The sequence below is a fragment of the Mesorhizobium sp. M0802 genome (assembly GCF_040320115.1).
Lineage (GTDB): Bacteria > Pseudomonadota > Alphaproteobacteria > Rhizobiales > Rhizobiaceae > Mesorhizobium.
This window is the reverse complement of sequence record NZ_JAMYOY010000002.1, coordinates 228,238-249,912: the sequence shown is the minus strand read 5'-3', so window position 1 is coordinate 249,912 and position 21,675 is coordinate 228,238. Positions and strand designations below refer to the sequence as shown.

Sequence of the window (21,675 nt, the reverse complement as noted above, 5' to 3'; positions counted from 1 at the left end):
TCAGTTTCTCTTGTAACGGATCGTGTCGAAGCGCGCCGACAGTGCATCGTAGAGCAGCAGCCGGCCGACCAGTGGTTCGCCGATACCGGTGATCAGCTTGATGGCTTCCATTGCCTGCAAGGTGCCGATGACGCCGGTCAGCGCACCGACGACCCCGGCCACCGCGCAGGACGGCACCAGTCCTTCCGGCGGCGCTTCAGGAAAGAGGTCGCGATATCCAGGGTTCGGTCTGCCGTCGGCGCCGGTCCCGAACGGCATCAACACCGTCACCGAGCCGTCGAAGCGGCCGACGGCGGCATGCACGAGCGGCCGCTTTTCCGCCGCGCAGGCATCCGCCACCACATAGCGCGTCTCGAAATTGTCGGAGCCGTCGACGACCACGTCGTAGCGCGCGACGAGAACGGCAGCATTGTCGGCCGTCAGCCTGAAATCGTGCAATTCCACCGCGACATGGGGATTGATCCGGGCGATCGCTGCTTTGGCGCTCTCGGTCTTCGCCGCGCCGACAGTATCGGTGGCGTGGATCACTTGCCGCTGCAGATTGGACAGCGAGACAATGTCGTCATCAACGATGCCAAGTGTGCCGACGCCCGCGGCAGCGAGATATTCCAGCACCGGTGCGCCGAGGCCGCCGGCGCCGATCACCAGCACCCGTGCGCGCTTCAGCCGCTGCTGGCCGGCGCCGCCGATCTCGGGCAGCACGATGTGGCGGGCATAGCGTTCGAGTTCTTCGTCGGTGAGGGCGGCAGGGGTCATTGCCCGACCATATAGCGGAGCAAAAACCTTGTCAGGTCTCTTCGGTTGGCCCAACCGTGCCGTGGTCGACGGTGAGGAACTGCGCGCGTCCCCTCAGGCTGGAAAACAGCGCGGCGTCGGTTCCGGTCATGAAGGCCTGGCAGTTCAGCTCCTCCAGGATCGAGAACAGCGCGGCGCGCCGGCCGGCATCGAGATGCGCGGCAATCTCGTCGAGCAACAGGATCGGCGTCATCGCCGACATCTCGCCGGTCAGCCTTGCGTGCGACAACACGATGCCGACCAGCAGCGCCTTCTGCTCTCCGGTCGAGCAGAGTTCGGCCGGCATCGCCTTGGGGCGGTGGCGCACCAGTAGATCCGAACGGTGCGGGCCGTCGAGCGTGCGTCCGGCGGCGCGGTCGCGCTCGCGGCCGTCGGCAAGGGCGTCGCGATAGCGTTGCTCGACATCCACAGCGGGTGCTGAGGCGACATGGCTTTCAAGGTCGCCGAAGAGGCTGATGTCGGCTTGCGGAAACGGCCCGCTGGACGGCAACCTGTCGATCATGGCGGCCAGCAGGCGCACCAGCTCGGCGCGCGCCGCGGCAATCGCCACGCCGGTTTCGACCATTTGCATCTCGATGGCGTCGAACCATGCGCCGTCTCGCGAACCTTCCGTAAGCAATCGGTTACGTCCGCGCATCGCCTTCTCATAGTCGAGCGCGCGCTGGCCGTGGCCGGGATCGATCGCAAGCACCAGCCTGTCGAGAAAGCGTCGCCGGTCCGCGGCAGGCCCCGGGAACAGGCCGTCCATGGCCGGCGTCAGCCAGACCACGCGCAGCCATTCCAGCATGGCGTCGGCCGACCGTGCCGGCGCGCCATTGATGCGCACCTTGCGACCGCCCTCGCCGGCCGCTTCACCCCCGGTGATGCCGGTGCCGATCTCGACCTGCCCCTCCGGCCCGTCGAGCCTTGCGTGCAGCGCAAAGCCGCCATCGCCGCCTTCGCGGGCCACGTCGACATAGGGCGCCCGGCGCAGGCCGCGGCCAGGCGTCAGCAGCGAGATGGCTTCCAGGAGATTGGTCTTGCCGGCGCCATTGTCGCCGGAAAACACCACCGCGCCGGGTGAAAAGCCGATCGACAACGCCGCATAGTTGCGGAAATTCGTAAGTGTGAGCTTACTTATGTGATTTTGTTCCGGCAACCGCTATCCGCCTATAGAAGTCGCCGCAATCACTATGCTGCAGTGTGCCGCAGTGCGGCTACACCCGCATCGGCATCAGCACGTAGAGCGCGGTCTCATCGGCCATGTCGTGGATCAGCGTCGGCGAGCCGGCATCGGCCAGCATGAACTTGGCTTCCGTGCCGGTGAGTTGAGCAGCGACGTCGAGCAGATATTTGGCGTTGAAGCCAATCTCGATCGGGTCGGACGAATAGTCGGCCGCCAGTTCCTCGGTGGCGCTGCCCGAATCCGGATTGTTGACGGCAAGCGTCACCTGGCCTTCGGTGATCGAAAGCTTCACCGCGCGGCCGCGCTCGGAGGAAATGGTCGAGACGCGATCGACGGCGGCGGCGAAGCTCTGGCGGTCGATGATCAGCTTCTTGTCGTTGCCGGTCGGAATGACGCGCTGGTAGTCCGGGAAAGTGCCGTCGATCAGCTTCGAGGTCAGAACCACGCTGCCGATGGTGAAGCGGATCTTGGTGTCGGACAATTCGGTGGTCACCGCGACATCGGGATCGTCGACCAGCTTCTGCAATTCGCTGACCGTCTTGCGCGGAATGATGATGCCCGGCATGCCTTCGGACCCGGCCGGAGCGTCGATCTCGGCGCGCGCCAGGCGGTGACCGTCGGTCGCCACCGAACGCAGCTTCAGCTTGCCGCCAGTTTCATGCGTGTGCAGGTAGATGCCGTTGAGATAGTAGCGCGTCTCTTCGGTGGAGATGGCGAACTGGGTCTTTTCGATCAGGCCTCTCAGGGCGACGGAATCGAGCCGGAAGATGTGTGAGAAGGACCCCGCCGAAAGCTCCGGGAAATCGGACTGCGGCAGGCACTGCAGGCGAAAGCTCGAGCGGCCCGACGTCACCGTCATGGCGTTGCCGTCCTCATCGGTCTTCAGCATCACTTCGGCGCCGTCGGCCAGCTTGCGCACGATGTCGTAGAGGAGGTGCGCCGGAACCGTCGTCGCCCCGCCGCGCTCGACCTTTGCCGGCGTCGCTTCGGTCACTTCGAGGTCGAGGTCGGTGGCTTTCATTTCAAGGCTGGCGCCCTCGGCGCTGAGCAGCACGTTCGACAGGATCGGTATGGTATTGCGCCGCTCGACCACGCGATGAACGTGGTTGAGCGACTTCAGGAGATTGGACCGTTCCAGGATAACACGCATGACGAAACAGGCTCGCTTGAATGAATGGACGGGTCACCAGTGGGCGGCGCCCCGCGAAAGGTCTGAACAGGCTCAGAATCTATGCAAACTGACAGGAAAAAGCCAGCAAACGCAAGTCCGGGCCACCGGTTCGCGCCGGTTAAGCGGGCTTTCTGGGGATAAAGCGGACGTTGGCCGGCAACCGATGCATGTCGCCGAAAACTGCGCAGCGGTTTTGGGACAACGACATGCATCAAAACAAGAAAATTTAAAGCGCGACGACCGAATACTCTAACCCGGCGCGCTCCGTTTGCCGCGCCGATCAGGCTTGGTCGTTGATCAGCCTGCGCAACAGTTCCAGTTCCTGCGCCAGCGTGTTGTCGACGCCGGAAAGGTCCTCGATCTTGCGCACCGCATGCAGCACCGTGGTGTGGTCGCGCCCGCCGAACCGCCGGCCGATCTCCGGCAGCGAGCGCGGCGTCAATACCTTCGACAGGTACATGGCGACCTGCCTGGGCTTCACGATGGTGCGCGTGCGCCGGTTGGACAGCAACTCGGTCTTCGACACATTGTAGTGGCGCGCCACGATGCGCTGGATGTCCTCGATGCGCACCCGCTTCGGCTCGCCAGAGCGATAGATGTGCCCCAGGATCTCGTCGATGCGGTCGATGGTGATCGCCGGCTCGAACGACTGACGAAACAGCAGTTGGTTGAACGCGCCTTCCAGCTCACGCCCGCTGCCGGTGACGGTACGGGCGACATGGTTGAGGATCTCCTCCGAAATATTGAGCGACGCATCGTCGACCTTGGCCGTGGCAAGCCGCAGCTTGAGCATGCCGATGCGCATGGCGAAGTCCGGCGCCGACATTTCCAGCGCGACACCGCCATTGAGGCGCGAGCGCACCCGCGGTTCCAGCGATTCCAGTTCCGACGGCGGCCTGTCGGCGGCAACCACCACTTGCTTGGCGCTGTCGAGCAGCATGTTGATGAGATGGCAGAATTCGTGCTGGATCGACTTGCCCTGCAGGAACTGCATGTCGTCGATGATCAAGAGGTCGATGTCGCGCAGCTGTTCCTTCAGCGTCAGCGCATTGTTGTCGCGGATCGCGGTGGCGAAGCGCCACATGAAATATTCGGCCGTCAGATAGACGACGCGCGATTTCGGGTTCTGTTTCAGGGATTCGGCCGCAATCGCCTGCAAAAGGTGCGTCTTGCCGAGCCCGACGGTTGCATGAAGGAACAGCGGGTTGAAGCGCACCGCGCTCGACTGCGATTCCGCCACGGCTTTGGCTGCGGCGAAAGCCACCCGGTTCGACGGGCCTTCGATGAAGGAGCCGAACGTGTAGCGCGGGTCGAGCGGCGACCCCAGCACATTGTGCCGGAATTCGCTCTCGATCGGCGTGCCGGGACGAGGGGCGGGCGCCCGCTCCATCCTGCCGGGGGCGACCGTGCCGGCCGCCAATGCGGTCTGCGTATGCTTGGTCATCTTGCGCGCCGGCACGACCTCGGGTTCGACGCCATTGCGGGCCGGACGGGTCGCGGTGCGCACGACCATCTCAATCTTGAGGATTTCGGGATCCTCGTGCTTCCACAGATCGGCGATGAGATCGAGATAATGGCCATTGATCCACGAGCGCAGGAAGGCCGTGGGCACCGAGATGCGTACAATGCCCCGGGAAGCCTCAGCCACCTTCATACGGCCGAACCAGCTCGAATAGACCTCGGTTCCCAGGCGCGCCTTCAATTGGGCCTTGACCCGGTCGAACTTCTGTTCCGCGTCGTTGGAAGCCGCCATATCGTGCGCTCCGACCAATGTTCCGGGAAATGGCAGGTCGCCCGTAAGCTCCCGCTCGATGCCGCTCTGCATGATTGTGCGTCCCTTTTCCTTTGTACCTTTTTTCCGCCGGGAGTGCGCCTCCTGCACCCATGTTTCCGGCGACCGTATCTTCGCTACAACACCACCGCCGCCGCCGGCGGATGACGTTGCCTCGTCAAAAAGGGATGGGTCCCGGCTGCTTAAAGCCAGTCCGTCTGACATGTTCGGGCAAAGCGGTGCTACCCGGCGAAAACGCCGGTGCGCCATCAAGCTGCCATGTACAATTACGCCAGTCCCCTATCGTATCGAAAAGGCAAGCCATACCCGTTCGCGGAATTGATCCACGTCATGAATTCTGCCACTGTTAGCTGGCCGATTCAGGCTGGGTTAAGGGCTAATGGCCCGTCCCTTTCGATAGACCGACATTACCGAAATCGCTGTGGATAGGGCAAGGCCACCTCTAACGGATTTTTAAGGAATCTGGTTAGTGAACAACGGTTCGGGCTCCGTGCTGGAAGCGCATATTTTGACAAAGCCATTGGGATTCAAACCCTTTTGCCGCGAATATGAAAATGGCTGTGCGGTTTGAAATTTTCTGAAATAATTCGCTTGACACCAACTTGCTGCCTATCGCCCACAGGCGATGTGAACAAGCTGTGGATCACTTCCAGCAAGTCGTTGAAAAACATCAGCAATTTGTGACAGCCAAATTTATTGGCGTGGGCCGTTTCGGCGGATTGGAATATCAGTGGGAGTGTATGTGCCGGCAAAGCATTCCAGACTCTGGAATGCGGCTCGGGCGTGCTTTGCTGCCGTTCTTTTTAAGTGCTTGCCGGCAAACGAAAAAACCCGGCGCGATTGGCCGGGTTTGAAAGAACGACAGTTCAGGAACGGTCAATCAGGCCGACAGCACCTTGAGGCGGTGAGCCAGACGCGACACCTTGCGCGATGCCGTATTCTTATGGATCACGCCCTTGGTCGCGGCGCGCATCAATTCCGGCTCTGCGGTCTTGAAGGCTTCCAGCGCGGCTGCCTTGTCGCCGGCAGCCAGTGCCTCTTCGACCTGGCGGACATAGGTACGCACGCGCGAGCGGCGGTTCTTGTTGATCGCTGCGCGGCGGGCGATCTTGCGCGTTGCCTTTTTGGCCGAGGAGGTATTGGCCATGATGCCTCTCTTCTGATCTGGTGGGCGCATGCGGGATGCCGCAGGGCGCAAAAAACAAACGGGCAGCCAACGGCCGCCTCGGTTGGAGCGGCTTATAGTTCAGCTTTTCCGGCGCGTCAACGCCGCTTTGGCTTCTTTTTGGTCCTCTCCGCCGCCACTCTAGCGATTGGTGAAATTCGGCTTCCGCTTCTCGGCAAAGGCTGCCATCCCTTCCTTCTGGTCGTCGAGCGCAAACAGCGAGTGGAACAGCCGGCGTTCGAAGCGCAGTCCCTCCGCCAGCGTCGTCTCGTAGGCGCGGTTGACTGCCTCCTTGGCCATCATCACCGATGGCAGTGAAAACTCTGATATCCTGGCCGCGGCCTTCATCGCCTCCTCGATCAACTCGCCGGCCGGCACGACGCGCGAGGCCAGGCCGCTGCGCTCGGCTTCGGCGGCATCCATCACCCGACCGGTCAGGCACATGTCCATGGCCTTCGACTTGCCGACAAAGCGGGTCAGCCGTTGCGACCCGCCCATGCCGGGAATGACGCCGAGCGTGATTTCGGGCTGGCCGAATTTCGCCGTGTCGGCGGCAATGATGAAATCGCACATCATCGCCAGTTCGCAGCCGCCGCCCAGTGCATAGCCGGCGACCGCCGCGATCATCGGCTTGCGCGCACGGGTAAACTCTTCCCAGCCGACGAAGAAATCCTGCACATAGGCCTCCGCGTAGGTGACGGCCTGCATTTCCTTGATGTCGGCGCCCGCCGCAAAAGCCTTCTCGGAACCGGTGATGACCATGGCGCCGATGCCGGGATCGGCGTCGAACCCCTTTGCCGCTGTCAGCAAATCCGCCAGCACCTGCGCGTTCAGCGCGTTGAGCGCCTTAGGCCGGTTCAGCGTGATCAGGCCGACCTTGCCGCGCGTCTCGACGATGATGGTTTCATAGCTCATGGGCTGGCCTCCTGGTTGCGGCACTGAAGGACCGTCTAGCTTACCGCTGGCAGGTCCGGCAATAAAAGGTCGAGCGGCCGCTTTGCACGATGCGCTCGATGTGGCCGCGACAGCCGGGCGTCGGACAGGGCTCGCCTTCGCGATCGTAGACCGCGAAGGAATGCTGGAAATAGCCCAGCGACCCGTCTGTGTGCACATAGTCGCGCAGCGAAGACCCGCCGGCGGCGATCGCATCGGCGATCACCGAACGGATTGCCTCGGCCAGTCGTTCGCTCTGTTCCTTGGCCTTCTTGCCGGTCCCCGCGATGGTGCCTGCCTCGCGCAATGGCGACAGGCCGGCGCGCCACAGCGCTTCCGACACATAGATATTGCCGAGCCCGGCAATCAGCTTCTGGTCGAGCAGCGCCGCCTTCAACGGCGATCTGCGGCCCTTCAGCAGCGAGGCGAGCAGGGTGCCTTCCAGCGCATTGCCGGTCGGCTCGACGCCCAGTCCCGCCAGCATCGGATGCGCGTCGGCCAGGCCTTCCGCAAACAGCATGAAGCCGAAGCGACGCGGGTCGTTGAAGACCACGCGAGACTGGACGCCGACAGGCGACACGACATGGAACACCACATGGTCGTGCTTGGCATCCTTCGAGCGCTCTTGATGGAACGTGCCGGGCGTCTCTTTGTCATCAGCGGCCTCGATGCGGAACGAGCCCGACATGCCGAGATGGCAGATCAGCACGGGGCCACCGTCCAGGTGTATGGTGAGATATTTGGCGCGGCGGCCAAGCGCGATGACCGTCTTGCCGGTCAGCCGCTGCGCAAATTTCGCCGGAAACGGAAATCTGAGATCGGGCCGGCGCGCCTCGACGCGCACGATCCGCGCGCATTCCAGAACCGGCTGCAGGCCGCGCCGGACCGTTTCGACCTCGGGCAGTTCAGGCATGGCCGCCTATCGCCGCATGGAAGGAAGCGCCGTGGCGGCCGCGCGCCAGCTTGAGGTGTTCGGCGACCGTCTCGCCGATATCGGCGAAGGTGGTCCTGAGCCCGATGTCGCCGCCCGTGAGACCCGGTGCGATGCCGATGACCGGGATGCGTTCGCGCGTGTGGTCGGTGCCACGCCATGTCGGATCGTTGCCATGGTCGGCGGTGAGGATGAGCAGATCGCCCGGCTTCAGCTTTGCCAGTGCCTCGGGCAGCCGGCGGTCGAAGGCTTCGAGCGCCGCAGCATAGCCGGCGACGTCGCGGCGATGGCCGAACTCGGTGTCGAAGTCGACGAAATTGGCGAACACCAGGTCGCCGTCGCCGGCATCGTCCATCGCGCCCAGCGCCTTGTCGAACATTGCCATGTTGCCGGGCGCCTTGCGTACTTCCGAGATACCGCGGTGGGCGAAGATGTCGCCGATCTTGCCGACCGCGATCACCCGGCTGCCGCGCCCGGTCAAGCGGTCGAGCAGCGTCGGCTCAGGCGGCGGCACGGCGTAGTCATGGCGGTTGTAGGTGCGCTCGAACGTGGCTGATGTTTCGCCCAGGAAAGGCCGTGCGATCACCCGTCCGATCTTCAGCGGGTCGACCAGCCGGCGTACCGTCTTGCAGAACTCGTAGAGCCGCTCCAGGCCGAAATGAACTTCGTGCGCTGCTATCTGCAGGACGGAATCGACCGAGGTGTAGCAGATCGGCTGGCCGGTGCGGATATGCTCCTCGCCGAAGCGCTCGATGATCTCCGTGCCGGGTGCATGGCAGTTGCCGAGAATGCCTGGGACCTTGCCCTCGCGGATCATCGCTTCGGTCAGTTCGGCAGGGAAGGCGGGCACCTTATCGGGGAAATAGCCCCAGTCGAACCGCACTGGCAGCCCGGCGATTTCCCAGTGACCCGACGGCGTATCCTTGCCGCTCGAAATCTCCTGCGCGGCGCCGTGGAAGGCGGAGGCTGAAACGGCGGCTTTGCTGTCGAATTGGAAGCCGGTTGCGGTTTCTGCTGCGCGGCCGAGACCGAGCGAAACCATGGTGGGCACCTTCAGCGGTCCCTCGCGCAGGCCCTCGCGATCGGCGCGGGCTTCCGCGCAAGCCAGCGCGATATGTCCCAATGTGTTCGAGCCGGCGTCGCCATAGCGTTCGGCATCGGCGGCGCCGCCAATGCCGAAAGAATCGAGAACGAAGAGGAAAGCGCGTGACATAGGTGCCGTCATTGCCAGTCTGGTTGACCAGACATAAGGTCCCGTCGCGGCATTGGCAAATCGTAAACCAGGCGGCAACGGCCTGACGCGATGGTCGCGAAGTCGGGCAGGCGTGGTGTACGCATCCTTGAGACATGCAATGCGCTTCAAGGAACGGTGTGCGGGGCATGGATCGATGAGACGGGCTGACCTCGGTTGGAGTGCACTGGCGACCACCGTAGCACTGCTGGCCTCGCAGCTCGCCGCGCACGCCGACTGGCGCGACCAGATCGGCACGTTTCGGATCGGCATCGTTGCCGAGCCGGGCGCCGGCAACACGGTTCCGGGTCTGGCCATGCTGACTGACGCCTACGGCAGGGCGCTCGGCATGAAGGTGGAATTCGTCGTCGCGCATGACTATGCGGCGCTGATCGAGGCGCAGGCCAATGGCCGGATTCAATACGCGGTCTATTCGGCGACCGCCTACGCCACCGCCTCGGAGCGCTGCGGCTGCGTCGAACCTCTTGTGGCGCCGGTCGACGCCGACGGTGCCACGGGCATCCGCTCCGTGCTTTTGACGCGCGACGGCAGGCTTTCCGATCTCGCGGCCCTGGAAACGCACCGCATCGCCATGGCGCCTTCCGACTATGTCGGCGGTTCGCTTCTACCGCTCGCCGGGCTGGCGGCCGACGGCATCAAGATCAGCCAGGATGCGCCATTCCTCGCTCATGCCGGCTCGGCTGCCGCCGCAGAAGCGATGCTGGTCGATGGCCAGGCCGATGCCTTGTTCGGCTGGGAGCGGGCCAGGGCGGAAAACCGGACGGCGATTGCTGGCGATCAGCCGGCGGATCCGGACGGCACGGCGGCGCGGCTGGAGGCGGCGGGCATTCCAGAAGCCGCGCTGCAGATCATCTGGACCTCCGGCGTGCTCAGATACGGCCCTCACGCCGTCCGCAGCGATCTCGACCCCGAAGCCAAACGCCGACTGACCGTCTTCCTCACCAATCTCCGATCGCAGTCGCCGGAAGTCTACGATTTCGTGGAATCGAAACATGCGGGAGGGTTCACGCTCGCCGCTGCGAGTGACTATGCGATGGCCGCTTCCATCGTGCGCCTGGTGTCAGGCAGCACGGACAGCAGCGCGCAATGACCCGGGTTGAATGGGTAGAACTGCTTCAGCAATTGCTGCAGGGGATCGAGGTGGCCCGGCGCGGCCTGAGATAGTAGGTTTCGCTCATCGTTATTTTGCCTTCGTTGAAGGCCGAGATAAATCCGAGCGGCTTTTCGGCGCTTTCCGACCAGGAGATGATCGGTTCATATTTGAGAGTGGTTTTGACACGAATAAGGAAAGTCCCCGCAACGTTGAGCGTCGCCGGAACAGTGGTGGAGCTTGTCGGGTTGGAGTCGCGGCTCGTGACCCCATTCAGCACGCGCCAGGACCACGCCACCTTCGCCTTCGGTGTCGGTTTGCCCGGATCGGCTTCGATGTCGATTGCTGTGATGAAGATATCGGCGACTGAGCGGTTATAAGGCTGAAGGCTGGAGTTTCCGATTTTCATAATGTCGGTGAGATCTGCATTGACCACCGACGTTTGCTGCGTGACGAGGTCGGCAACCATGGAGCTGATGCGGCTGACCTTCTTGCTGGCCTCGATGGCTTGCGAGGCCTCCATGGTAACGAAATACATGATCAGCAAGACGGGCACGATGAGGGCAAACTCGACCGCCGCTATGCCCCGCCGATCGGCACAAAACCGCGCCGCTCTCTTCCAGATAACCGATATCCCCGGATGTGCCCCCGCACGAAACATGCCCTTTTCCTTTGCTACACGTGCCTCAGTTGTCGAATGGCTCGTTTTGCCACGTTGCCGTTGCGTAATGCAGCGTCTTGCCGCCATCCATATTCGACATGTATTGAGCCATGAAATCGGTCATGACCGGCCAAGGGTAGAAAACCCGCAGCATGTTCTTTGATTCTGCCGGACCTATTGTGGGGGTCCCGAAAGCCGGGTCCTTGCCTGTATCCGGATCCTTGCCCGTCAGCGTGATGGTCGAGCCGGAAATCTTGAAACCCGCACTGGCTGCCCCGGCAAAGGTCTTGAACGGGCGCAGATCAACCAGCAAACCGGGGCAACCCTTGGCGACAATGATCTCGAGTCTGGCGCAGACCCTACCCTTTAGCTTCTCTTCCGTCACATCGGCTTGCCTCAACTGGCCAGTACGCAATTGACGGGCGATATCATCGGTGATGTTGGCCATCACCTCCTGTCCGGCAAATGAAATGCAGCTCTCGAGGATGGCGAAGACGAGAGCCGCAAACGGTAACGCAAGCATGGCGAATTCTATCGCCGTGCCGCCGCGCCGATCACCAAGGAAACGACGGGCAAACGTCACGCGCCCTGCCTTGGCCTTGCAGATCTTGCGTCTTGAATCCTCGTCCAAAACGTCGCCCATAACCCGTTCCTGCCGATCCTGATGCGGTACCGTCAGCACCACTATCAAGAACCCATTTAGCTCCGGTTTGAATGACCGTTAAATTCGACCAGGCGACGTTAACCGGCCGCTAACCGACGCGGCTCTCCCCCAGACAATCAAGTCACCTGAGGCGCTTACTGCCCAGCGCTCATCTCGGCCTCGGACGACTTTTCCGAGTCGCTCTTGTACGAGCTTTCGCAATAGGGCGTGCAGGACATGGTCTGGACCGAGGCGCGCCTGTAGATACGCACCGACGACGCGTCCTGGCGCACTACGGTCACCTGCTCGTCGACGATCGGGCTGCCATCGTGGTCGAGGACAACCAGATTGGTCACGCCGAATCCCTTGCCCGTCAGCACGATCGTCGATGCATCCTGGACGGAGGCGTCGGCGATCGCCGGATTGCCGACGACGATGGTGTCGGCGGGGCGTGTCAGTTTGACGATCTTGGCCTGGTTCATCGTCACTTCAATGCCGGCTCCGGCCTTGGCCGGCAGCACGAAAGCCGGGACGGCGAGAAGCGCGACAAGCAGGAATGACGATTTCATGGCGGTCATCAAGGCGCTCCACAGCGGCAAAACTTGTTCACGGAACATGAAGGAGATTGGTGAACCAACGGTTAAACCCTTGACCGGCGCCGGGTATTCGCTCCAATCTTGCTGCCAGCTGATATAACAATGCGTCCTGCCGATAGCCGTGAAATCACAGCTTTTCACGGGCAGGCGAGCCACTGTCCAGCGTTTAGTTTACGGTTAACCACGCAAGCTGTTCGAAGCGGGAAAGGAATCGGTAAGGCTGTTTATTAAGCCGATTGAAAGAGCTTCTCCGTAGATTGGCAGCATCCGATCAACCACCACAGAAGTTGACGGAAGTGCTGTAACACGTGGAGTAGGAGCTCTCGAATGTCTAATCTCATCGCACGTTTCGCGAAGGACGAATCCGGCGCGACCGCTATCGAATACGGTCTGATCGCCGCTCTCATCGCGCTTGCCATCATTTTTGGCGCTGGTCAGCTCGGCAACGCCCTGAACAACAAGTTCATCGCCATCGCCGGTAAGGTGAGTGGTTCGTAATACCCTGGTTGCCTTAGAGATAGGGGCCGCCTGACTGGCGGCCCTTATTTCATCGCGTCGGGCGGTTTTGAGTAACCCAGTCTCATCGATCGTTAATCATATATGTCTAGGCTGAGGCTGGACACAGTTGGCAACAGGGTGTCGCGCCCATGCTCGAAGCGTTGATCTTCGTCATCTTTCCTTTTTGCATGCTCTTCGCCGCGATCTCCGACATGCTGTCGATGACGATCGCCAACCGCGTACCGGTGCTGCTGCTGGCGGTGTTTGCGCTGGTTGCGCCGCTGACGGCCATGGACTGGGCAACCTATGGCTGGCATTTCGCCGCCGGCGCCCTAGTGCTGGCCGTGACGTTCGGTCTGTTTGCACTCGGCGGCATGGGTGGCGGCGACGCCAAGCTGCTCGCCGGCACCGCCGTCTGGATGGGGTTCAACATTCACCTTGTCGAGTATCTCGTGATATCGACGTTCATCGGCGGACTGCTGACGCTCGCCATCCTTCTCTACCGGAAATCGCCGCTGGCGATTTACACCAGCCACAATGTATTCCTGCGCCATTTCGCCGACGACACGACTGGCGTTCCCTACGGCATTGCACTCGGCATTGGCGGGCTGCTGACCTATCCGGATTCACCCCTGATGGTTTGGGCACTGGCAAAGCTGGCGAACTGAAGCAGCAAGCAACCTTTGCCGCTCCGACATCGGTCTGAAAAGAGGCCGCTGGTCGCCCTTTCTGTCGTCGGAGCACGGGTCCGTCCAATTTATGTAAACCTTAAATTAATCACGATCGTAAGCATTGCATTAACCTTGTTTTGACGATTGCCGCTGCAAAGTCCGGCCTGGCTAGGTGGTTGCCTAAAGGCGAGGGTTCGGACAGATGCCAGCATCCCGACTGATTATTCTGGGCGTGGCGGTGGCTGCGGCGGGTGGTGCAGGTTATGTCGCCAAGAATATGGTGGCGGTCCCGCCCCAGCAGGTCGTCGCCGATGCCCCGCAGGCGCCGGCCATTGCCTTGCAGGATGTGCTCGTGCTTTCCGGCGACGTGCCGATGGGCAGCCCACTTGAGAACAATCTCAGCTGGGAGTCCTGGCCGTCCGATGGCATCAATGCGAATTTCATCACCCGTGCCGCCGAACCCGAAGCGCGGGAGAAACTGAAGGGCTCCGTCGCCCGCATGGCGATGTACACCGGTGAGCCGCTGCGGCGCTCCAAGCTGATCGGCGAGGGGCAAAGCTTCATGTCTTCGATCCTGCCCACCGGCATGCGTGCCGTCGCCACCGCGATCTCGGCTGACACGTCGGCAGGCGGGTTCATCCTGCCCAACGATTTTGTCGACGTCATCATGACCCGCAGATCCGACACCGGCAACGGCGGCAGCGGATTCACCACCGAGACCATCCTCAAGAACATCCGCGTCCTGGCGATCGATCAGACCATCCAGGAGGACGAGGAAGGCAAGAAGACCAGGGTCGGACAGACGGCGACGCTGGAGCTGACGCCGCAGCAGGCCGAGATCATAACCGTCGCCCAGCAGATGGCCGATCGCCTGACGCTGGCGCTGCGCTCGATCACCGACAACAAGGAAAAGGGTACCGATGAAGCCGACTACCTCGTTTCCGGCAGTGGGCGGCGCGGAACGGTGCGGTTGATCAAATCGGGCGAAGTTTCCGAAGTAGGGGCAAGGAAATGAGGTTAGTCGCTAAACTGCCGGTCACCATGGCTGCAGCCGTCGGCCTGCTTTTCCTCGGAGCCCATGCAAGTGGCCTCGGCGACGCCAAGGCCGCCGGAAAGAGCGTCGGGGTCACGGCCTCGACCGCCACGCAACGTGTCAAGCTCGGCCTCAACAAATCGGTCGTCATCGATCTGCCGAGCGACGCCTACGACATCCTTGTCGCCAATCCCGCGGTCGCCGATGCGGTGACCCGCACCGCAAGGCGCATCTATCTGTTCGGCAAGTCGGTGGGCGAAACCAACATCTTCGTCTTCGGTCCCAATGGCGAGCAGATTGCCAGCCTGGATCTGGCCGTCGAACGCGACGTCGCCGGATTGGAAGACTACCTCAAGCGCTTCCTTCCGAATGCCGAGATCAAGGTCGAATTGCTGAACGACAACGTCGTCCTGACCGGGACGGTGGATACGCCGCTCGATGCCAAGCGCGCCGTCGATCTGGCAACCATCTTCGTGTCCGGAGGTGAAGCGACGACGGGCCAGTATTCGCAGACCGCGGCCGGCGGCAATGCCAATGGCGGCGTCGACATCAACAACCCGGATGCCGAACGCCGGGTCTCGAAGATCGTCAACCTGCTACAGATCATCGGCGACGACCAGGTGACGCTGAAGGTGACCGTGGCCGAAGTCAGCCGCTCGGTGATGAAGCAGCTCGGCGTCAACATGGTTGGCAGCGGCAGCATGGACGGCATCGCTTACGGTGCGCTGAGCTCGCCCAACTACGGTTTGGGAAAGCCGCTTTCGCAGAATTCAGGCTTTAACTTGGGCGGCAGTGGCCTCAAAGCCTACATCAATGCCATGGAGCAAAGCGGCGTCATGAAGACGCTTGCAGAACCGACCCTCACCGCGGTTTCGGGCGAGAAGGCAACGTTCAGGGTCGGCGGCGAATTCAATCTCATCACGGCACGTACGAACAACGTTTCGACCGACAACCAGACCGGCCAGGTCACCTACACCAACGAAAAGCTGGAATACGGCATAGGCCTCGAGTTCCAGCCCGTTGTGCTGTCGGCGGGTCGGATCAGCCTCAAGGTCAGAACATCGGTTTCGGAGCCGACCTCGGAAGGTGCTACCACCCTGGAAGGCGGCGGCAGCTTGCCCGGCCTGACGCTTCTGTCGATCCGCAAGAGACTTGCCGACACCACCGTCGAATTGCCGTCGGGCGGTTCGATGATGATTGCCGGCCTCGTTCGCGACGACGTCCGCCAGGCTGTATCGGGCTTGCCCGGCCTGACCAAGATCCCGGTGCTCGGCACGCTATTCCGCAGCCGCGATTTCGTCCGCAATGAAACTGAACTGGTCATCATCATCACGCCTTATCTGGCTCGGCCGGTGGCGCGCAACGACCTGGCTAAGCCGGACGACAATTTCAATGCCGCAGGCGATGGTCCGGCCATGTTCCTTGGCCGCGTCAACCGCGTCTACGGCACCATGCAGACCGACAAGCCCAACGGCCGCTACCACGGCGTTGTCGGCTTCATCTACAAGTAAGCGGGGAAGCGGACATGTATCAGTCAGCATCAAAGGTACTGGCGATTGCCGCAACGGCATGGTCTGGCCGTGGCCGGATCCGCCGATCGGCAATGCCGATCCTGGCGGTCGCGATCGCCGCCTCGCTTGCCGGTTGCGCCAAGCGCGACAGCATCACGGTTGGGGCGATTCCCGATGATTATCGCACCACGCATCCGATCGTAATTGCCGAGAAGAACCAGAAGCTCGACCTCCCGGTCGGCGCCGGCGATCGCGGCATGACCGGCTCGCAGCGCGACACGCTTCTGGGCTTCCTCGACGGTTACGACAAGAGCGCTGCCCCGGCGCTGACGATCGCAACCCCGATCGGCTCGGCTAATGAGGTCGCGGCGACTGCCGCGGCGCGCGATTTCGCAAGGCTGGCGGTTGCCAGCGGCATCAAGCTAAACCGGATCGTGGTGACCTCCTACCAGTCGGTTTCCCCGGAAGCGTCGGCGCCTATCCGCGTTTCCTATATTTCGGTGAGAGCCCAGACCGACAAATGCGGGCGCTGGCCCGAAGACATCCTCGAAACCTCCGAAAACAAGCACTACGCCGATTACGGCTGCTCGTCTCAAAACAACCTCGCCGCGCAACTCGCCAATCCGACCGATCTGCTCGGGCCAAGAAAGTCGTCCGACATCGACGCCGAGAACCGCGGCGCGGTGATCGACGTCTACCGCGGCAGAGGTATTTCGGACGAGTTCCTCGGCAATTCGGAAGTGACGTACTAGGAGCGCCGGTCCCGCGTAGAGACCGGAAGAGAAGTCACGGAAAAGAGCATGACAATGAGCAATCTTGCCTACGATACGCCCGTAGACGGCGGCGACAGCTCGCAATTGGATATTGCCGCGATGCAGGCGCTGCGGCCGGTTCCGCGTATTTCCATCCAGGCATTTTGCGAGACGGAAGGTGTCGCGCATCCGGTGGAGCGGGCCGGCGAGGATCGCCGCATGGCCAAGGCGCATCTGAAAGTGCATATGGGCGGCATCGCCACGGCGATCGAATTCTACCAATCCGCGCCGACGCCGAACCTCATCCTTCTGGAGTCGCGCAGCGAACCGAAGCAGTTGCTGGAGCAGCTTGCCCAGCTTTCAGAATATTGCGATCCCTCCTCTAAAGTCGTGGTGATCGGCCACTACAACGATGTCGGTCTTTACCGCGAACTCATCCGCTTCGGTATTTCCGAATACGTCATCGCGCCCGTGTCGATGGCCGATATTGTCTCGGTGGTTTCGTCGATCTTCGTCGATCCGGAAGCCGAGCCGATCGGCCGCTCGATCGCCTTCGTCGGCGCCAAGGGTGGCGTCGGCTCCTCGACCATCGCCCACAATGTGGCGTGGGCGATGTCATCGCTGTTCAAGTCGGAAGTGGTCGTCGCCGATCTCGACCTGGCTTTCGGGACGGCCAACATAAACTTCGACCAGGACCCTGCGCAAGGCATCGCCGAGGCCGTGTTTTCGCCCGAACGCGTCGACGAGGTTTATCTCGACCGTCTGCTTGCCCAGTGCGCCGAACATCTGTCGCTGCTCGCCGCGCCCTCCACCCTCGAACGTGTCTATGATTTCGATCCCGATGCCTTCACGCAACTCATCGATACCGCCCAGCGCAGCGTGCCGCTGCTGGTGCTCGACGTCCCCCATATCTGGACGGGCTGGACCAAGAACACACTGATCAAGGCCGACGAGATCGTCATCACTGCGACGCCGGAATTGGCCAATCTGCGCAACACCAAGAATCTGGTCGATATGCTGACGCGGCTTCGCCCGAACGATCCGCCGCCGAAACTGATCATCAATCAGGCCGGCGTGCCGAAACGGCCCGAGATTTCCGCTTCCGACTTCGCCGAGCCGCTCAGCCTCACGCCGATGTCGGTCATCGCCTTCGACCCGTTGTTGTTTGGAAATGCCGCGAACAACGGCCGCATGCTGGGCGAGATGGATCCCAAGAGCCCGGTCGTCGGCATGATCAACGAAATCGCGCACGTGCTGACCGGTCGCAGCGAAATCAAGGCCAGGAAGAAGGCAGGCCTTGGCGGCCTCCTCGGCAAGCTCTCGCGTAACAAGAAATGACGCTTCTCAAGCGAAATTGGTAGTCGATCATGTTTGGAAAAAGAGGCTCCGACGACGGCGGCCGGTTCACCCCGGAGTTCCGTCAGCCAGCGTCAGCGGCGCCGGCTGCTGCAACGCCTGCGGAGATGGCGGTACTTGCCCGACCCCCGGCAGCGCCGCCGCCGGGAGCGCTGGCAACGCCGCCAACTCGCCGTGCCGTTGAGGCGCCGTCGATGGCGCCGGAGCCGCCAAAAAAGATCCAGCGCGAAAAAAGCGAAACCTACTACGACACCAAGAGCCAGGTCTTCTCCGCGCTCATCGACACCATTGACCTGTCGCAACTTGCGAAACTCGATCCCGAGAGCGCGCGCGAGGAAATCCGCGATATCGTCAACGACATCATCGCCATCAAAAATTTCGCAATGTCGATCGCCGAGCAGGAAGAGTTGCTCGACGACATCTGCAACGATGTGCTAGGCTACGGGCCGCTGGAACCGCTGCTCGCCCGCGACGATATCGCCGACATCATGGTCAACGGCTCCAAGAACGTCTACATCGAAGTCAACGGCAAGGTCGAACAGACCGGCATCCGCTTCCGCGACAATCAGCAGCTGCTCAACATCTGCCAGCGCATCGTCAGCCAAGTTGGCCGCCGCGTCGACGAATCGAGCCCGATCTGTGACGCCCGTCTTCCTGACGGGTCTCGCGTCAACGTGATCGCGCCGCCGCTCTCCATCGACGGCACCGCGCTCACCATCCGCAAGTTCAAGAAGGACAAGCTGACGCTCGATCAGCTGGTCAAGTTCGGCGCCATCTCGCCGCAGGGCGCCGAGATACTCAAGATTATCGGCCGCGTCCGCTGCAACATCGTCATCTCCGGCGGTACCGGCTCCGGCAAGACGACGCTGCTCAACTGCTTGACCAACTATATCGACCGCGAGGAACGCGTCATCACCTGCGAGGACTCGGCCGAACTGCAACTGCAGCAACCGCACGTGGTACGTCTCGAAACCCGCCCGCCCAATCTCGAGGGCGAAGGCGAGGTGACCATGCGCGACCTGGTCAAGAACTGCTTGCGCATGCGGCCCGAACGCATCATCGTCGGCGAAGTGCGCGGACCGGAGGTTTTCGACCTGCTGCAGGCGATGAACACCGGCCATGACGGGTCGATGGGAACGATCCACTCCAACAGCCCGCGCGAATGCCTGAACCGTATCGAATCGATGATCGCCATGGGCGGCTATTCGCTGCCGCAGAAGACCGTGCGTGAAATCGTCGTCGGCTCCGTCGATGTCATCATCCAGGCAGCACGCCTTCGCGACGGCTCGCGCCGCATCACCCACATCACCGAGGTGATCGGCATGGAAGGTGACGTCATCATCACGCAGGACATCGTGCTCTACAACATCAAGGGCGAGGACTCGAACGGAAGGCTGCTTGGCGAGCATGTGTCGACCGGCATCGGCCGTCCGCATTTCTGGGATCGCGCCCGCTACTATGGCGAGGAACAGCGCCTCGCCAATGCTCTGGAATCGATGGAGAAACGCGCTGACTAACGCATATCCAGGCGTGGGGACTGAGGTCGATGTTCGGAATTGATACCACCGTGCTGGCGTTCATCGTGCTCGCCGGCTTCAGCGCCGGTGCGGTCGCCTATGCCTTCCTGTTCACCAAGATGAGCAACGAGAAGCAGGCCGGCAAGCGGCTCGAGACGATCAAGGCCGCCGAGACCGATCGTTCGGTCGTCAAGGCTTCGCGCGACCGTGTCGCGGAGGCGGTCAAGCGGCGTAAATCTGTCCAGGACACGCTGAAACAGCTCGACGAAAAGCAGAAAACCAACGAACTCGCCGTCAAGAAGCCGCCGTTGAAGGCCCAGATTCGTCAGGCCGGCATGCAGGTCTCGATCGAGCGTTTCTATATCTACTCCGTCATTTGCGGCATCGCGCTGACGGTGCTCGCCTATCTCGCCGGCGCGCCGCTACTTGTCCTGCCGGGTACGCTTCTGGCCGGCGCGCTCGGCCTGCCGCGCTGGTTCGTCTCGTTTCGCCGCGCGCGCCGGGTCAAGGCGTTCCTCAACGAATTTCCCAACTCCCTCGACATCATCGTGCGCGCCGTCAAATCCGGCCTGCCGCTCAACGACGCCATTCGCCTGATCGCCAATGAATCGCCGGAGCCGGTCAAGACCGAGTTCCGCCGGATCGTCGATTCGCAGCAGGTTGGCATGTCCATCCCCGACGCCACCTTGCGCATGGCTGAGACCATGCCGTGCAGCGAGGCAAGTTTCTTCGGAATCGTTATCCAGATCCAGTCACAGGCCGGCGGTAATCTCTCCGAGGCGCTAGGCAACCTTTCGCGCGTGCTTCGCGATCGCAAGAAAATGAAGGCCAAGGTCCAGGCGCTGTCCATGGAAGCGAAGGCGTCGGCCGTCATCATCGGCGCGCTGCCTATTGTCGTCGCCCTTCTCGTCTATCTGTCGAGCCCGAACTACATCATGCCGCTGTTCACCACCAGCACCGGCAATCTGATCCTTGGCTGTTCCGGCGTGTGGATGTCGATCGGCATTCTGGTGATGCGCAAGATGATGAACTTTGAAGTTTAGGCCCACCTTGGAAAGCTCGAACGAAAAGACTGAAAACGGATGACCGACCAAGTCGTAAAATCGCTGACCGATCCTGCCTTCCTGATCGCATTGCTGGTCGGCGTTGCGGTGTTCGCGACCGTCTTCACGTTGCTGCCGGCGCTTGGCGGCAATCAGCTCAAGGCGCGCATGAAATCGGTGGCGCTGGAGCGTGACGAATTGCGCGCCAAGCAGCGCTCGCGGCTTGCCAACGAAGCCGATCGCCGCCGCAAGGGGCTGCGCGAAGAGCAGTCGATCGGCATGCGCAACATCGTCGACAGGCTCGACCTGCGGCGTGCGTTGGCCGATGAAGGCACGTTGCAGAAGCTCAAGGTGGCGGGCTTTCGTGGCCAAAACCCGCTGACGCGCTTCCTGTTTTTCCGCCTGATCCTGCCGTTTGTGGGTTTCGCGCTGGCAGCGATCTATCTGTTCGTGCTCGGCGGACTGCCTGACCGGCCGGCCTTCGCGAAACTGTTCGTCTGCATTCTCGTCGCCTACGCCGGCTTCTATGCGCCTATCCTTTACGTCAACAATCGTGCCGCCAAGCGCAAGCAGTCGATCCAGGCGGCGTGGCCGGATGCGCTCGACCTGATGCTGATCTGCGTCGAGTCGGGCATGTCGGTCGAGGCTGCCTTGCGCAAGGTCTCCGAGGAGATCGGTTCGCAATCGGTGGCGCTGGCGGAGGAATTCGTGCTGACCAATGCCGAACTCTCTTATCTGCAGGAACGCAAGCAGGCTTATGAAAACCTGTCGGCTCGTACCGGCCTGGAATCGGTGAAGTCAGTGTCCCAGGCACTGGTCCAGGCGGAACGCTACGGCACACCCGTGGCGCACGCATTGCGCGTGCTGGCCGCGGAAAGCCGCGACATGCGCATGAATGCAGCCGAGAAGAAGGCCGCCGCCCTGCCGCCGAAGCTTACCGTGCCGATGATCCTGTTCTTCCTGCCGGTTTTGTTCGCCATCATTCTGGGCCCAGCCGGCATTCAGGTCAGCCAGCGCGGCATCTTCGGCGACCAGCACAATTCCTCAAGCCAGTAGGCCTCGTTGCAGCCATACAAACGAGCCGCACTGCCAATGCAGTG

Annotated in this window: 23 protein-coding genes; 12 read left to right on the top strand and 11 right to left on the bottom strand. The window is 62.0% G+C overall.

Annotation, left to right across the window (positions count from 1 at the left end; translation table 11 throughout):
- The 3 genes from NKI10_RS04430 to dnaN are packed head-to-tail and all read right to left on the bottom strand — an operon-like array spanning position 1 to position 3,110.
- Positions 1-756, bottom strand: a complete 756-nt coding sequence (locus NKI10_RS04430; RefSeq protein WP_023740762.1) for a molybdopterin-synthase adenylyltransferase MoeB — start codon at positions 754-756, stop codon at positions 1-3.
- Positions 757-787: 31 nt separating this feature from the next.
- A complete protein-coding gene (recF, locus tag NKI10_RS04425; RefSeq protein ID WP_023669574.1) occupies positions 788-1,933 on the bottom strand; it encodes a DNA replication/repair protein RecF in 1,146 nt (381 codons plus the stop codon).
- A gap of 58 nt (positions 1,934-1,991) precedes the next feature.
- Positions 1,992-3,110 carry a DNA polymerase III subunit beta gene (gene dnaN / locus NKI10_RS04420; protein ID WP_023669575.1) on the bottom strand — a complete coding sequence of 373 codons (1,119 nt, stop codon included), beginning with the start codon at positions 3,108-3,110 and terminating at the stop codon, positions 1,992-1,994.
- Between dnaN and NKI10_RS04415 the strand changes: the two genes are divergently transcribed.
- Positions 3,109-3,384, top strand: a complete 276-nt coding sequence (locus NKI10_RS04415) for a hypothetical protein (protein WP_155922476.1) — start codon at positions 3,109-3,111, stop codon at positions 3,382-3,384. The genes dnaN and NKI10_RS04415 overlap by 2 nt on opposite strands.
- A gap of 27 nt (positions 3,385-3,411) precedes the next feature.
- Here the strand turns inward: NKI10_RS04415 and dnaA are convergent, their stop codons facing one another.
- Positions 3,412-4,956 (bottom strand): chromosomal replication initiator protein DnaA, encoded by a 1,545-nt coding sequence (dnaA, locus tag NKI10_RS04410; protein ID WP_352858853.1) that lies wholly within the window; start codon positions 4,954-4,956, stop codon positions 3,412-3,414.
- A gap of 569 nt (positions 4,957-5,525) precedes the next feature.
- Between dnaA and NKI10_RS04405 the strand changes: the two genes are divergently transcribed.
- Positions 5,526-5,777, top strand: a complete 252-nt coding sequence (locus NKI10_RS04405) for a hypothetical protein (protein ID WP_352858851.1) — start codon at positions 5,526-5,528, stop codon at positions 5,775-5,777.
- 26 nt (positions 5,778-5,803) lie between these two features.
- Here the strand turns inward: NKI10_RS04405 and rpsT are convergent, their stop codons facing one another.
- The 4 genes from rpsT to NKI10_RS04385 form a co-directional block, all read right to left on the bottom strand.
- On the bottom strand, positions 5,804-6,070 hold the full coding sequence (gene rpsT, locus NKI10_RS04400; protein ID WP_023681995.1) for a 30S ribosomal protein S20: 267 nt from the start codon (positions 6,068-6,070) through the stop codon (positions 5,804-5,806).
- 159 nt (positions 6,071-6,229) lie between these two features.
- On the bottom strand, positions 6,230-7,003 hold the full coding sequence (locus tag NKI10_RS04395) for an enoyl-CoA hydratase (protein WP_352858849.1): 774 nt from the start codon (positions 7,001-7,003) through the stop codon (positions 6,230-6,232).
- A 40-nt stretch (positions 7,004-7,043) separates the two neighbouring features.
- Positions 7,044-7,934 carry a bifunctional DNA-formamidopyrimidine glycosylase/DNA-(apurinic or apyrimidinic site) lyase gene (mutM, locus tag NKI10_RS04390; protein ID WP_023715311.1) on the bottom strand — a complete coding sequence of 297 codons (891 nt, stop codon included), beginning with the start codon at positions 7,932-7,934 and terminating at the stop codon, positions 7,044-7,046.
- Positions 7,927-9,165, bottom strand: coding sequence for a phosphopentomutase (locus tag NKI10_RS04385; RefSeq protein WP_023715312.1), 1,239 nt, complete (start codon positions 9,163-9,165; stop codon positions 7,927-7,929). The genes mutM and NKI10_RS04385 overlap by 8 nt, the downstream gene beginning before the upstream one ends.
- 175 nt (positions 9,166-9,340) lie before the next feature.
- Between NKI10_RS04385 and NKI10_RS04380 the strand changes: the two genes are divergently transcribed.
- Positions 9,341-10,294, top strand: a complete 954-nt coding sequence (locus NKI10_RS04380) for a PhnD/SsuA/transferrin family substrate-binding protein (RefSeq protein ID WP_023715313.1) — start codon at positions 9,341-9,343, stop codon at positions 10,292-10,294.
- Positions 10,295-10,319: 25 nt separating this feature from the next.
- Here NKI10_RS04380 and NKI10_RS04375 read toward each other — a convergent pair whose 3' ends face one another.
- The 3 genes from NKI10_RS04375 to NKI10_RS04365 all read right to left on the bottom strand — a co-directional run bounded on the left by NKI10_RS04375 (position 10,320) and on the right by NKI10_RS04365 (position 12,176).
- Positions 10,320-10,955: a TadE/TadG family type IV pilus assembly protein gene (locus NKI10_RS04375; protein WP_023715314.1), complete on the bottom strand. Its 636-nt coding sequence runs from the start codon at positions 10,953-10,955 to the stop codon at positions 10,320-10,322.
- Between the two features lie 25 nt (positions 10,956-10,980).
- Entirely contained in the window at positions 10,981-11,598 is a 618-nt protein-coding gene (locus NKI10_RS04370; RefSeq protein WP_031196259.1) for a TadE/TadG family type IV pilus assembly protein, read from the bottom strand.
- A 155-nt stretch (positions 11,599-11,753) separates the two neighbouring features.
- The gene (locus NKI10_RS04365; protein ID WP_023681988.1) at positions 11,754-12,176 is read right to left on the bottom strand and encodes a pilus assembly protein N-terminal domain-containing protein; all 423 of its coding nucleotides are present in this window, start codon (positions 12,174-12,176) and stop codon (positions 11,754-11,756) included.
- 345 nt (positions 12,177-12,521) lie between these two features.
- Between NKI10_RS04365 and NKI10_RS04360 the strand changes: the two genes are divergently transcribed.
- The 9 genes from NKI10_RS04360 to NKI10_RS04320 all read left to right on the top strand — a co-directional run bounded on the left by NKI10_RS04360 (position 12,522) and on the right by NKI10_RS04320 (position 21,631).
- Positions 12,522-12,692 carry a Flp family type IVb pilin gene (locus tag NKI10_RS04360; protein ID WP_023681987.1) on the top strand — a complete coding sequence of 57 codons (171 nt, stop codon included), beginning with the start codon at positions 12,522-12,524 and terminating at the stop codon, positions 12,690-12,692.
- 149 nt (positions 12,693-12,841) lie between these two features.
- Positions 12,842-13,360 (top strand): A24 family peptidase, encoded by a 519-nt coding sequence (locus tag NKI10_RS04355; RefSeq protein ID WP_023740760.1) that lies wholly within the window; start codon positions 12,842-12,844, stop codon positions 13,358-13,360.
- Between the two features lie 205 nt (positions 13,361-13,565).
- Positions 13,566-14,378: a Flp pilus assembly protein CpaB gene (cpaB, locus tag NKI10_RS04350; protein WP_023681985.1), complete on the top strand. Its 813-nt coding sequence runs from the start codon at positions 13,566-13,568 to the stop codon at positions 14,376-14,378.
- Positions 14,375-15,907: a type II and III secretion system protein family protein gene (locus NKI10_RS04345; RefSeq protein WP_023681984.1), complete on the top strand. Its 1,533-nt coding sequence runs from the start codon at positions 14,375-14,377 to the stop codon at positions 15,905-15,907. The genes cpaB and NKI10_RS04345 overlap by 4 nt, the downstream gene beginning before the upstream one ends.
- Before the next feature lie 14 nt (positions 15,908-15,921).
- The gene (locus tag NKI10_RS04340; RefSeq protein WP_352858845.1) at positions 15,922-16,659 is read left to right on the top strand and encodes a CpaD family pilus assembly protein; all 738 of its coding nucleotides are present in this window, start codon (positions 15,922-15,924) and stop codon (positions 16,657-16,659) included.
- A 54-nt stretch (positions 16,660-16,713) separates the two neighbouring features.
- Positions 16,714-17,997: a CpaE/TadZ family protein gene (locus NKI10_RS04335; RefSeq protein WP_023681982.1), complete on the top strand. Its 1,284-nt coding sequence runs from the start codon at positions 16,714-16,716 to the stop codon at positions 17,995-17,997.
- A 29-nt stretch (positions 17,998-18,026) separates the two neighbouring features.
- Positions 18,027-19,532 carry a TadA family conjugal transfer-associated ATPase gene (locus tag NKI10_RS04330; protein WP_023681981.1) on the top strand — a complete coding sequence of 502 codons (1,506 nt, stop codon included), beginning with the start codon at positions 18,027-18,029 and terminating at the stop codon, positions 19,530-19,532.
- A 29-nt stretch (positions 19,533-19,561) separates the two neighbouring features.
- Entirely contained in the window at positions 19,562-20,575 is a 1,014-nt protein-coding gene (locus tag NKI10_RS04325) for a type II secretion system F family protein (RefSeq protein ID WP_023703461.1), read from the top strand.
- 39 nt (positions 20,576-20,614) lie between these two features.
- Positions 20,615-21,631: a type II secretion system F family protein gene (locus tag NKI10_RS04320; RefSeq protein WP_023703460.1), complete on the top strand. Its 1,017-nt coding sequence runs from the start codon at positions 20,615-20,617 to the stop codon at positions 21,629-21,631.
- Positions 21,632-21,675: the final 44 nt, after the last annotated feature.